We start from the raw sequence: 13,366 nt of genomic DNA, 5'->3' as shown, positions 1-13,366 counted from the left end.
TAGAAAATTCAACCAATTGAATATGATCATACTCTGATTTAAGGCTGATAAATAAAGCCTAAAGCTTTTAAAGGCAATTGAATGATGTCGATTGTGAGTGTTAAAGGCAATAGTGGTAATTCTGCCAATTTTTCCTGCCCTGACTTTTTGACATAGCCACTTTGGTCTTCGTAATGCTGGATACGGATCTTATATGGATGGCTTAAGGGCTTTAAATCTGCGGCATTCGCAACTTTTGGGTAAACCGTACCTGCAATTTCTAAGTTAAAGAGATGATCTTGCTGTTCTGCCTTTGAACAATCACATGGTGCTACGCCATATTGGTTGAATAATGCCCTTTCCGTAGGACTTAGTGTTCCATTGGGAGGCGCATAATAAAATTTAAAGCTTCCGCTAAATTTAGTGCTGTTCGGGCTCGGAGAATTAAAGTCAAGTTCTCGATGGAGACGAATATATTGTGGATTGAGTTGGCTAATCAGTTGAATAAAATCAGCACCGCCTTTATTGATCACATAGCTGTATTTATTGCCTGCGACTACGATGCTATCGATTGGTTCATTGGGTATTGCTTTAGCGGGTTTGCCAAATGCGATCACATCATCTTCAAGGATTGTTCTCCATGCATATTTTGTTTCGTATTTTTGAAACAGATCACGGGAGAGTTCACCGATTTCATTATTTGTAGCGCAAGCTGTAAGAAAAATAAAAGTGCTTAGGCAGCTCATCTTTAAGAGGTAGTGAAGTCGTTTATTTATCATTGTTATGCATATTTAAGTTTTAGTTCAGGCCTTACCATAATTCAAAAATCGCTGAAAATCGAGAATTAACGTATTAACTTTAAAAATATGCTGAGACGTTTTTACGGTTTGTTTAGCACGGTTTATTGTTGAAGATTTTTGAACAAAATTTATTTCACTATGAAATTTCCCTCTCCTTTTAAGGAGACTTGCGCAGAATACCGCTCAGGGAGAGGATTTATATGAAAAAATTCCCTCATCCTCTTGCGGAGCATGCTGCTCATCCTAGAGGGAGAAGGGATTTTCAGTATGTATTCATGTGAGTTTAGTTAACAAATAAAAAAACCCCGCAATAAGCGGGGTTTCTTTTTATCTCAGTATTTAACTAAACATTAAACACGTTCGATAATCGTCGCGATACCTTGACCAAGACCGATACACATCGTCGCAAGACCGATTTGTGTATCTTGCTGTTCCATAACGTTCAGTAAAGTCGTTGTGATACGCGCACCAGAACAACCCAATGGGTGACCTAATGCAATCGCACCACCGTTCAAGTTCACACGGTCTTGTTGGTCATAAATGCCTAAGCCTTTAAGAACAGACAAACCTTGTGCTGCGAACGCTTCGTTCAATTCAAACGTTTGAATATCAGCAATTGACAAGCCAGCACGTTTAAGCGCTTTTTGAGTTGCTGGTACAGGACCATAACCCATGATCGCAGCATCACAGCCTGCAACCGCCATAGAACGAATCACAGCACGTGGCTTAAGACCTAAAGCTTGAGCACGTTCAGCAGACATCAGCAACATTGCAGAAGCACCATCAGACAAAGCTGAAGATGTTGCAGCAGTTACTGTACCGCCTTTCGGGTCGAATACTGGACGTAAAGCTTGGAATGCTTCAAGGTTTGCATCAGGACGAATCACTTCATCGATATCGCACAGAATTTTGAAGCCATTTGCATCGTGACCTTCAACGCCCACGATTTCATTTTTGAAACGACCTTCTTGTGTTGCAGCCCAAGCACGGCGGTGTGATTCAACACCAAACGCATCTTGTTCTTCACGAGAAATACCGTTCATACGACCTAACATTTCAGCAGTTAAGCCCATCATGTTAGACGCTTTTGCATAATGCTTAGACGCTTCTGGGTTGATGTCGATGCCGTGCATCATGCCAACGTGACCCATGTGCTCTACACCACCAATGATGAAGATATCACCTTGGTTGGTTGCAATTTGCGCAGCCGCCGTGTGGATTGCTTGCATAGAAGAACCACAAAGACGGTTCACTGTTTGACCTGCAACAGTCTTTGGAAGATCAGCCAATAACGCAATGTTACGACCAATGTTCATACCTTGCTCTAGGGTTTGGTTTACACAGCCCCAGATTACGTCTTCAACTTCATTGGTATCAAACTGGTTACGAGCAACAAGCGCGCGTACTAATTCAGCAGATAAGCTGTCAGCACGGACGTTACGGAACATACCATTTTTGGTTTTACCCATTGCTGAACGTACGCCATCAACGATGACAACGTCACGTGGATTTAAAGTAGCCATTCACGTTGCTCCTTAACCGTAGAATTTTTTGTTGTTAGCAGCCATGTCACGCAACATTTGTGGCGCTTCATAAGCCTTACCTAAATACGCATATTTGTCGCAAAGTGCTACGTATTCAGCGACACCTGTTTGGTCGATGTAACGGCATGGACCACCACGGAATGGAGGGAAACCTACACCCATGATCATCGCCATATCTGCTTCAGCAGCAGTCGCTACGATGTTGTCTTCTAGGCAACGAACAGTTTCGTTACAGAACGTCAGCATCATACGGTCAATGATTTCTTGAGCATCAAATTCACGTTTTTCCGCAGTTGCAACAGAAGCCACAAGTTCGTAAGCCACTGGATCAACCACTTTGGCTTTCTTACCTTTACGGTCAAGTTCGTATTTGTAGAAACCAACGTCATTCTTTTGACCCAAACGTTTTGCTTCATACATCGTTTGAATTGAACCTTTGAAGTCAGGCTTCATACGGTCAGGGAAACCTTCCGCCATCACTTCTGCACCGTGTACGCCTGTGTCGATACCCACAACGTCGATGAGGTAAGCAGGACCCATTGGCCAGCCGAATTTTTCCATCACTTTATCAACTTGCTGGAAGTCAGCACCGTCTTTCAGTAAAAGGTCAAATGCACCGAAGTAAGGGAACAATACGCGGTTTACAAGGAAGCCCGGGCAGTCATTGACAACGATTGGGGTTTTACCCATTTTCTGAGCAAGAACTACAGTCGTTGCAATCGCTTCAGCAGACGTCTTTTCACCACGGATCACTTCAACCAATGGCATCATGTGAACTGGGTTAAAGAAGTGCATACCTACGAAGTTTTCAGGACGCTCTAGGTTTTCAGCCAAACGTGTGATTGAAATGGTTGATGTGTTAGACGCAATGATCGTGTTTTCACGAACATTCTTCTCAGTTTCAGCAAGTACGATACCCTTAACTTTAGGGTTCTCTGTAACTGCTTCAATCACGATGTCCACTTCTTTAAACTCGTCATAGCTTAAAGTCGGACGGATGCGCGCAAGAGTTTCACCCATTTTCGCCGCAGTCATTTTTTTGCGATCAACTTGTTTAGTCAACAATTTGTTCGCTTCAGACATACCTAACGCCAATTGTGGGTTACCAATGTCTTTCATGATGATTGGTGTGCCTTTGCTTGCTGCTTGGTAAGCAATACCACCACCCATGATACCTGCGCCTAGTACAGCAGCTTGGTTGACAGGGTGAGCACCTTTTTCATATTTCTTCGAAGTTTTCTTCACAATTTGGTCGTTAAGGAATAAACCAATTAACGCACCTGCTTGTGGAGTCACAGCCGCTTTAGCAAAACCTTGCGCTTCGATTTTCAATGCTTCATCACGTGGAAGGCTTGCACCTGCTTGTAATGAGTCTAGAAGAAGTTTTGGCGCTGGGTATTGTGCAGGGTTTGCTTTAGCAAGAACTGCACCTTTCGCTGTATTGAATGCCATCATTTGTTCAAGCATGTTCAATTTAACAGGATCTAATTTTTCTTGACGTTTTGCTTTCCAGTCTACACGGCCAGCAATCGCTTGTTTCACAAGGTCAATTGCAGCGTCTTGTAGTTTGTCTGCAGCAACAACTGCATCAACAGCACCGTCTTTGAGCGCAGCAGCCGGCTTTTTCGGTGCAGCCATTGCCATCCATTCAACCGCATTGTCGATACCAATCACGCGGCTTAAACGAACCGTACCACCAAAACCAGGGTAGATACCCAGTTTGATTTCTGGAAGGCCAACTTGTGCAGCTTCTGACATCACACGATAGTCACACACTAAGCACATTTCAAAACCGCCGCCCAATGCCATACCATTGATTGCAGCAACTTTAGGAACGTTTAGATCTTCAAACGCATTGAAGATGTCGTGAACAGGCAATGCCCAATCCACAATCGCTTGTTCGCCTTGAGCGAAGTTGTCACCGAATTCAGTGATATCTGCACCCACGATAAATGTAGATTTACCTGAAGTAACGATTAAACCTTTGATGTCACCGTTTGCTTTAACAGCGTCAATTGCAGCTTTAAAATCTTCAATTGTTGCGCGGTTAAATTTGTTGACCGACTCACCTTGTAAGTCAAAGCGGAATTCTGCAATTCCGTCCGAAAGCATTTGGACGGTAATGGCATTGCCAGCGTGGATCATGCCTGATCTCCTTTATTTTGGAGGACTTCTAAGTTGATGTTGTGAAGCGAGTACGCGGTTCCTGCGTACACTATATGCCTCGCTAATCTTACGATAACTATATCTAAAAAGAACATAACAAGTTGTATCAAGCCGTGACGCTAGGGTCATCAAAATTTCTTTTGGAAATAGCCTTCGGATCTGCCTTTAAAGGCTATCGCTCTAATTAAATATGTTGAAGCTTATGTTTCAGTTCACATTTTTTTATAAATGTAAGCTATAGATTGAGATGCGAATGAAAAATTCAAGAAAAAAGCAAGTGTATTTTTCGGCAGAATGGTCAATTCACTTTTAACATTGTCATCCATCTTTGCTGAGACACAGTGTTCTATGCTGCTTATTTAGGCATCACTGAGCACTATGCTATACTCGCCGCGTTCTCAAAAGTTAATTTTTCATTAAGCACAATGCTTATTAGCACCAGGTCCTCATATGATTAAGTGGATTATCCTGGCGGTCTTTGTCATTTCTGCGTTTTATATTCAGCAACGCGGTAAAGTCCGTCATTCATTTTATCGTCAGTTTTTTGATCATTCGACATTGCTCGCACCAATCAATTTTCTCATGTACATGTTTTCAAAAGTGCCGAGTCAACCCTATATCGACACGCAGCATTTTAAAGATTTAAAAGTCTTAGATGAAAACTGGGAAATGATTCGTGATGAAGCCAAGGCCTTGTATGAAAAAGGGGGCATCAAAGCATCGAGTACTTATGATGATCTTGGATTTAACTCGTTCTTTAAAACAGGTTGGAAACGCTTTTATTTAAAATGGTATGACTCAGCCCATCCTTCGGCTGCTGAACTTTGCCCAAAAACTACGGCTTTATTAAAAAACCTACCCACCATTAAAGCTGCGATGTTTACCGAGTTGGCGCCCGACAGTCGTTTAGTCCGTCATCGAGATCCCTATGCCGGTTCATTGCGTTATCACTTGGGCTTATTGACGCCCAATGACGACCGCTGTTTTATTGATGTCGATGGTCAGCGGTACTCATGGCGTGACGGCGAGAGTGTGGTGTTTGATGAAACCTATATTCACTATGCTGAAAATAAAACGGATCAGAACCGGATCATTTTCTTTGCAGACGTTGAACGGCCATTAAAGTCGAAGTGGATGGAAGCTTTTAACCATTGGTTTGGTAAAAATGTCATGACTGCTGCAAGTTCACCGAATGAAAGCGGTGATAAAACGGGTGGTTTAAATAAAGTATTTGGCTATGTCTATCAAATTCGCATAAAAGCCAAAGCCTTGAAAAAAACCAATCGTTCACTGTATTACTTTTTAAAGTGGTTCCTAATGTTGGGGTTGTTTTTCCTGATTTTTGTACGTCCATATTTATTTTAAAAGTAGAATAAATATTGAAAAAATGCGCCCTTAGGGGCGTTTTTTTATGCTGACAGTCAGCGAAATATCAGTTATCGTGCAAGCAGAATAAAAATAATCATGCAGAGCAAATCAGCCAAAAGCAGAAATAGCGTTAGCCAGAATATGCCAGAAAAAATGAGCCAATAGACGAGGAATATGATGTTGACGTCCAAACTTAAGCCCATGCAAAACCGTTGAGCTGAAAGAAAAGTGTCATCATCAATGATAGCCAAAACCCAAGGGTGAAAACGGTGGAAGCTTTGCATGCAGGCATGAAGACCTACTGCATAGAAACCCCGTGTAAACGCCTGAAGGGATTGATTTGGCGGGAAGGGTATCCGATTCATGAAAGCAACCAACCAAACATTGATGCATCAAATGCATATTTCGATGCAAGATATAGAACGACGTAAACAGTTGCTTGGCTTGACTGATTTAGAGCTGGCGGAACTGGCTTCGATTGGTGGAATTGTGGCGCCGATACTCGACAGTATGGTCGATGAATTTTATGAAAATCAGACCTCAATTCCAGAAATTGCCACTTTGATTGGTGATCTTGATACCTTGAAGCGTTTGCAACGCGCGCAGCATCAATATTTATTGGATTTATTTTCCGGGCGCTATGACAGCGCGTATGTGAATAACCGTTTACGGATTGGTTTGGTTCATAAGCGTATAGGTGTAGAGCCGAAATTGTATCTCTCTGCGGTGCATACCCTAAAGACCATGTTGTTTCGCTTAATTCAGCGTACCTTTAATGATACGGAACAATATCAGCGGATTATTAACACCTTGGAAAAGCTCTTTATGTTCGACACTACATTGGTGGTGGAAACCTATGTGTGGAGTTTGATTAATGAGGTGAAGATCTCCCGTGAAAAAATGGAACAGTATGCGCATGCGCTAGAGTTTCGTGCACAAGAAATGGAAGAACTTTCACAGCGCGATCCATTAACAGGACTCTTAAATGTCCGGCATTTATCGACCTTATTGACCAGTATTTTATATACCGCACAGCGTAATCATGAACCCGTAACAGTAGTGTTTATTGATATCAATGATTTTAAAAAGATCAATGATGAACAAGGTCATCCACGTGGAGATCAGGTACTACAAACGGTTGCTGCGGCCATAAAGTCGGTTGCACGTTTAGATGATCATTGCTTCCGTTATGGCGGAGACGAATTTTGTTTGGTCTTGCCTGGTTGCAGTGAAAAGCATGTGGAAGGGAGTTTTATCCCGCGTTTATTAGAAGCGGTGGCTGAAATGGAAGCAGGCTTAAGTTTAAGTATTGGGCTGTGCCAAACAGACCATCAGCAAGGCTATGTAGATGCCATGAGCTTGGTACAACAAGCCGATGCTAAAATGTATCAAGAGAAAAAGAATTATAAACGTTTGCAGGAACAACCCTTGCCGAAAGAAGCGTGATCCGAGCTTAAAGAACGGCAAAAATAACAATAGATGAATAGCGGTACTTGAGCTAAATGGATCTCTATATTCTTGAAAATAATGTGATAAATACGCTTATTTCCTGCAAAAATAAAAGCTGAAATAGCAGATGCATCCTTCAAAATCTTGTATAGAATAAAAGCAGTTGATGGGGGATAAGATGCAAGTTTTTCGTTCAAAAAAAGATTGGTGGGTGGTGGCGTTTATTGTTTGTATGAGCGGTTTACTCATTCAATTATTACTCACCATGCAGGCCAAAGGCACGATGCAACAATATCCTCTTCATACTGCGGTGTATATTTTAACGGTATTACTGCTGTGGTGGCCAATATTCAATACACGTTATCAAATTTCCGCTACAGAATTAAACATCCGTAGCATGTTTCTACATTGGCAGATTCCTTTGCAGAATATCCAACGCATCAGTGCAAGTCAGGATTTATCTGCGGCACCTGCGCTTTCCATTAAACGTTTAAAAATTGAATATATACAGAATGGAGAACGCAATTTCGTCATGGTTTCACCGAAAGATCCGCAAGCTTTTGCTAAAGCGATTGGTGTTCCAATCCAATAAATATAAGAATGCTGAATAAAGGTATGTGAGCATGCCTTTTAAAGACCAGTGAATTATTTAATAATAAACAATTGTCCAAGTTGTGCATCTAGGTGTATTTTAGTTTGTTCGGGATGATTCAAAAAATACACCGCCACAATAGGTTCAAGTTCAACCCGTATTTTTCGTGCTAAATGTCGTGCGCCATAACGAATATCATGGTTCTGATAAAAATGTGCTTTGGCTGCATCTGTGAGTTTGATACTGCGTTTTTGATGCTGTAGGCGTTGATTAAGTTTTTCCAGCTCAATTTCGACCAAACGGGGCAAGGCATCATTTTGAACGGGTTGATATTGCAATACACGATCAATACGGTTAATAAATTCAGGGTCGAATTTACGTTGCATGACTTTTTCAATAATGCTGCTGACCGGCACGCGCTTGAGACAAACCTTTTGTATTTTTTCGGGCAAAAAATTTAACTTATCTAGATATTGCTGTGCCGCTTGTGCACCGACATTGCTGGTCATAAAGATCATACAATTACGAAAGTCGATGGTTTTTGTACCTGAGGTTAGGGTTAATTTTCCGCTATCTAGCACATTCATTAAGCCGCGAAGCACTTCGGTTGACGCTTTTTCCAGTTCATCAAAAAGCACGATGCCCGGACGGGTATGACTACCTGCAATGGCAACTTCATCAAATAAACTATGGCCTTCTTTAGAACCGACATAGCCCGGAGGCGCACCAGTAATGGCAGCCGCATAATGTTCCTGTGCGAGCGTGTTCATATCAATACGGCAAAAGGCATCAGGTCGGCCATAAATCACTTCACTGATTAAACGCACAGTTTCGGTTTTACCAACACCTGTCGGTCCAAGCATTAAGGTTACGGAGAGCGGTCGTTCAGGACTGGAAAAATCAGCCTTGACCACATGCAGCATTTTTTCAATTTCGTCTAATGCTGCTTCTTGTCCAATGATCCGTTGCTTTAGGCGTTGCATAACGTCATGCGCTTCAAAATGAAAACGCGGCTTACCCATCAAACGGTTTTTTTCAGCAGTGCTATGCGTCGAAGTTGTCGGGTGTACGACATGGATGGCGGGATTGGCGTTCGTCATGCATCATGTTCCTAAAGCGTGATGTTTTGAGCATAGCAAATTTAGAATTTTGCATTAATAGCTTTTAGCAATCAGATCATTGCTATGAGCAACAATAAATTTGCGGGATTGCTTGAAAATGTAGGTAAAAGCATCACATCATGTCAAAGAGCAATATCGAAGACGGAACAAGGCAAAAGTGAACGAAAACGCACGCGAACATATTGAAAAAATTCTTGCCAATATGACGACTCTACCCGGTGTTTACCGCATGCTGGGTAAAGACGGTGAGTTGCTGTATGTGGGTAAAGCAAAGAATTTAAAAAATCGTGTGTCGAGTTATTTTGTGAAAACCATTGAGCATCCCAAGACGCAAGCCTTGGTCGCCCGTATTTATGATATTGGAACCTTGGTGGTGCGTTCTGAAACGGAAGCCCTATTGCTCGAACAAAACCTGATTAAGCTGCATCGTCCACCGTATAACATCATGCTGCGTGATGATAAGTCTTATGTTTATATCTTTATTTCAGCCGATAAACCCTATCCACGAATTGCCGCAGGGCGAGGCAAAGCGAAGCATCAGGCCGGTAAGTTTTTCGGGCCTTATCCGAGTGCTTATAACGCGCGTGACACTTTGGTGGTGCTGCAAAAATTGTTTAATGTGCGTCAGTGTGAAAATAGCTATTTTTCACAGCGCAAACGACCATGCCTGCAATACCAAATTAAACGCTGTTCAGCGCCTTGTGTGGGGTTGATCTCACCCGAAGACTATAAAGAAGATGTCAATAACTCGATTCGTTTCTTACAAGGCGACACCAAAGAGCTCAATCAAGAGCTGATTGGAAAAATGGAAGCGGCGGCCGAAGCACTCGAGTTTGAAAAGGCGGTGTTTTATCGTGATCGTATGGCGCTGCTGCGTGATGTGCAAACTCAGCAAGCAATTTATAAAGTCAAAGGTGAGGCAGATATCATTGCCATTGCTTATCAAGCCGGTGTGACCTGTGTGCAAATTATGCATGTGCGCAATGGCAAAATGCTCGGCGGAAAGAGTTATTTCCCTGATATGCAGGGTGATGATCTAGGTCAAATGCTCTCGGACTTCATTGCCAATTTCTACTTTCAGGTGGCAGACGAAATCCCTGCAGAACTCATCATCAATGTCGATATTCCAGATCGCAAAGACATGGAAGATGCACTACATCAGCACTTTGATAAAAAAATTCAAATCAAACATAAGGTGCGAGAAACCCGTGCCGAATGGCAAGAACTTGCACAAATGAATGTGCAGCACGCTATTAAAGGTAAATTGGCCGATCATTTTGAATTGAATGAGCGCTTTCATCAGTTAGAGCAAGTCGTTGGGCGGCCGATTGACAGTATTGAGTGTTTTGATATTTCTCACACTATGGGGGAGGCAACTATCGCGTCTTGTGTGGTCTTTGATGCTGGCGGTGCAAGAAAGCGCGACTATCGCCAATTTTCTATCAATGACATTACTGAAGGCGATGATTATGCTGCCATGCGTCAAGCACTGACCCGCCGCTATAAAAAGCATATGTTGCCCGATTTGCTATTAATTGACGGGGGTAAAGGTCAATTACACATGGCGATGGAAGTCATGCAGGAGCTCGAGCTTGACGCCTTTATGGTCGGGGTGTCGAAAGGTGAGGGGCGTAAACCTGGTCTGGAAACATTGCACTTTACCGATGGTGAAAAAATTCAATTGCCCGAAGACCATAAAGCCCTGCATTTGATTCAACAGGTTCGTGATGAAGCCCACCGATTTGCCATTACCAAACACCGAGCGAAACGAGATAAAAAGCGCGGCTCATCGGTACTTGAGGTGATTCCGGGCTTAGGGCCAAAACGTCGTCGGGATCTGTTGACCCATTTTGGTGGCATTCAGGGGGTACTCAAAGCTTCTGAAAATGATTTAAAACTAGTGCCGGGCTTAGGCGATGTGATGGCACGTACCATTTATAAAATTCTGCATGAATAGAGTGAACTAGCCCCAATCGATGACGCGTCAAGTCTTAATTTGCCAAAATGCTCATTGACGCATGAGTCACTGATCATTCACATCATTTGATTTTTATACAATGATATAAAAATCAAAAATATGATCAGGGATGATGATGTCACTCGCACAGTTGTATCAACATATTGAACACAATGAATGGGTTGAGATTCCAGAAGGATGGTTGCAAGGACGTACGATCTATGGCGGCTTAGTGGCTGGCATGATGATGCACAAAGCCGTTGCTATCATTGCAGATCCGCAGCGACGTTTACTCAGTTGTAATGTGACCTTTGTTGGGCCAGTACAATTGGCGCCCGTGCGTTTAAGTGCTGAAATTTTAAGACAGGGCAAATCCGTCACCACTATCGAAGTTCGACTTTGGCAAGATGATGCCGTACAAAGCATTTTATTGGCGAGCTTTGGTGTTCCACGTGAATCAAGCATTGCCGTCAATCAGGAGCGTCAAGCACCCAATTTTCCTGAAGTGAGCAGCTTAAAGATTGCCGAACATCATCCACTTGCACCCCAGTGCTTTCAGCAAATGGATTTGGCCTGGGTAGATGGGCAGTATCCGTGTACAGCAAGCAAAAAGCCTGACTTTAGTGGTTGGATGCGTTTTAATCCAGAACGCCATGATAACCGTAAGATGACTGTTGCTGACTTAATGGTCTCGATGGATATGTGGCCGCCCGGCGTGCTGCCTATGTACAAAACCATGGCGCCTGCGAGTTCTTTAACATGGACATTGACCTATGTACATCTCTTGCAATCAAACTTACATAATTGGCTTAAATATAAAGTATTTACCGACTATGCCGCGGATGGCTACGCTACAGAATATGCTCATTTATGGGATGAAAATAACCAGTTGATAGCGATTGCGCGACAGACTGTTACGGTGTTTGCCTAGTGACACTGAGGGGCATTTCGTATAAAGTGAGTGCAACTAACGATGGATAAATCCTCAAATTATTTTGCATTTTCATCGTGCATGAGGGGAAAACTGGGGTGTCTATGACAACAGGTCGAATCCTGAATATTCCTAATATTTTAACATTGGCACGAATTGCTTTAATTCCTGTGTTTTTGTTGGTGGCGTACTGGCCACCTGCAATGGGCGTGGGTGAACATGCTGCCAGCATGTCACGTCATATATTGCTGACCGCTATTTTTGTGATCGCAGCTGTCACTGACTGGTTTGATGGCTACCTTGCAAGAAGTTTAAATCAGACTTCAGCATTTGGACGTTTTCTCGATCCTGTTGCAGATAAACTGATGGTCGCAACTGCGTTGATCGTCTTGGTGCAATGGCAACCGACTATTTCGATGGCCTTTGCAGCGATTGTAATTATTTCACGTGAAATCACGGTGTCTGCGCTTCGTGAATGGATGGCTGAATTAGGCGCCCGTACCAGTGTTGCGGTTTCAACCGTTGGTAAATATAAAACAGCATTTCAGATGATTGCGATTTCAGTATTCTTGCTAAATTGGCAACCCCTAGAAATGTTGGCGTATGGATTGCTCTATACAGCCGTAGTTTTAACGTTATGGTCGATGTTTATTTATTTAAAAGCCGCATGGCCGTATTTAAAGCAACCTTGATTTAAAGGTAGTTATTAAAAGCTCCGTGATCGGGGCTTTTTTATTGCCGAGTTTTTAGAAAAAATTGAGGGGTTGACTAGTTTGAATAGCGCTTCATTTGATTGGAGCTTGAAGTTAAATGTGAGATGTTAGCGCAAATTTTGGATAAAAAAATTCCCAGATTTTGGGGGAAATCTGGGAAGGAAAATCGGGGTTACTTATCGCTATTATGGAAGACGTTTCCATCTTCTTGATTGCTATTATAGGAAAGCAGATTTAGAAATACATGGAGTTTATTGTAGTGTAATGTTGTGTTTTATTGAGAAATGTATCACAAATTTACATTAAGAATTTTTGATACAAATTGGCCGATAACTTTGGTAGGTTTTGTTTGGATTTAAACAATAAAAATCGATATATGTGATGATAAAAATACATTTAACATTATTTAAATAATAAATTCATTTATTTAAGTTTAAATAAAATTGATCAATGGATAAAAGATATTTCAGTAATGATGAAGACCATTTCTGAATGAAAGCTTACACAGACATCATCTTTGTTTTGCGAAAATAGCAGTGCTCCGAAGCACAAAAAAAGAGTCTTTTTAGGCTCCTTTTTGAAGTTTGAAGTTTGAAGTTTGAAGTTTGAAGCTACGCGCTTCGCTTGTCTTGCTAATTTTTAGAGCAATAAAAAAGAATCCCCAAGATTGGAGATTCTTTTCAATTAAAGTCTACGCACGGCATAGCTGCTTGTCTTGCGGCGTGGCGGAGTATAAAAATAGGAGC

10 protein-coding genes are annotated in these 13,366 nt (G+C 42.1%); 6 read left to right on the top strand and 4 right to left on the bottom strand.

Features of this window, described 5'->3' with window-relative positions; translation table 11 throughout:
* Window positions 1–38: 38 nt before the first annotated feature.
* From AC25JC_RS11825 to fadB, 3 genes are all read right to left on the bottom strand, one after another.
* Window positions 39–725 carry a YidX family protein gene (locus tag AC25JC_RS11825; RefSeq protein WP_486924093.1) on the bottom strand — a complete coding sequence of 229 codons (687 nt, stop codon included), beginning with the start codon at window positions 723–725 and terminating at the stop codon, window positions 39–41.
* Between the two features lie 404 nt (window positions 726–1,129).
* Window positions 1,130–2,302 carry an acetyl-CoA C-acyltransferase FadA gene (gene fadA / locus AC25JC_RS11820; RefSeq protein ID WP_180036233.1) on the bottom strand — a complete coding sequence of 391 codons (1,173 nt, stop codon included), beginning with the start codon at window positions 2,300–2,302 and terminating at the stop codon, window positions 1,130–1,132.
* A gap of 12 nt (window positions 2,303–2,314) precedes the next feature.
* Window positions 2,315–4,468 carry a fatty acid oxidation complex subunit alpha FadB gene (gene fadB, locus AC25JC_RS11815; RefSeq protein ID WP_180059365.1) on the bottom strand — a complete coding sequence of 718 codons (2,154 nt, stop codon included), beginning with the start codon at window positions 4,466–4,468 and terminating at the stop codon, window positions 2,315–2,317.
* 471 nt (window positions 4,469–4,939) lie between these two features.
* On the opposite strand from fadB, the gene lpxO reads away from it, so the two are divergent.
* The 3 genes from lpxO (at window position 4,940) to AC25JC_RS11800 (ending at window position 7,898) form a co-directional block, all read left to right on the top strand.
* On the top strand, window positions 4,940–5,854 hold the full coding sequence (lpxO, locus tag AC25JC_RS11810; protein ID WP_078190472.1) for a lipid A hydroxylase LpxO: 915 nt from the start codon (window positions 4,940–4,942) through the stop codon (window positions 5,852–5,854).
* Window positions 5,855–6,220: 366 nt separating this feature from the next.
* The gene (locus tag AC25JC_RS11805; protein ID WP_180182565.1) at window positions 6,221–7,303 is read left to right on the top strand and encodes a diguanylate cyclase domain-containing protein; all 1,083 of its coding nucleotides are present in this window, start codon (window positions 6,221–6,223) and stop codon (window positions 7,301–7,303) included.
* Between the two features lie 181 nt (window positions 7,304–7,484).
* The gene (locus AC25JC_RS11800) at window positions 7,485–7,898 is read left to right on the top strand and encodes a PH domain-containing protein (protein WP_486924092.1); all 414 of its coding nucleotides are present in this window, start codon (window positions 7,485–7,487) and stop codon (window positions 7,896–7,898) included.
* A gap of 53 nt (window positions 7,899–7,951) precedes the next feature.
* Here the strand turns inward: AC25JC_RS11800 and AC25JC_RS11795 are convergent, their stop codons facing one another.
* Window positions 7,952–8,998, bottom strand: a complete 1,047-nt coding sequence (locus tag AC25JC_RS11795) for an AAA family ATPase (RefSeq protein ID WP_486924091.1) — start codon at window positions 8,996–8,998, stop codon at window positions 7,952–7,954.
* 178 nt (window positions 8,999–9,176) lie between these two features.
* Between AC25JC_RS11795 and uvrC the strand changes: the two genes are divergently transcribed.
* From uvrC to pgsA, 3 genes are all read left to right on the top strand, one after another.
* Window positions 9,177–10,976 carry an excinuclease ABC subunit UvrC gene (gene uvrC, locus AC25JC_RS11790; RefSeq protein WP_486924090.1) on the top strand — a complete coding sequence of 600 codons (1,800 nt, stop codon included), beginning with the start codon at window positions 9,177–9,179 and terminating at the stop codon, window positions 10,974–10,976.
* 136 nt (window positions 10,977–11,112) lie between these two features.
* Window positions 11,113–11,907: a thioesterase family protein gene (locus tag AC25JC_RS11785; RefSeq protein WP_486924115.1), complete on the top strand. Its 795-nt coding sequence runs from the start codon at window positions 11,113–11,115 to the stop codon at window positions 11,905–11,907.
* A 104-nt stretch (window positions 11,908–12,011) separates the two neighbouring features.
* Entirely contained in the window at window positions 12,012–12,599 is a 588-nt protein-coding gene (pgsA, locus tag AC25JC_RS11780) for a CDP-diacylglycerol--glycerol-3-phosphate 3-phosphatidyltransferase (protein ID WP_078190467.1), read from the top strand.
* The last annotated feature ends 767 nt before the right edge of the window (window positions 12,600–13,366 follow it).

The organism is Acinetobacter sp. P37 (assembly GCF_057480965.1).
The sequence above is the reverse complement of the archived record's forward strand: the minus strand, read 5'-3'. Positions and strand labels throughout refer to the sequence as shown.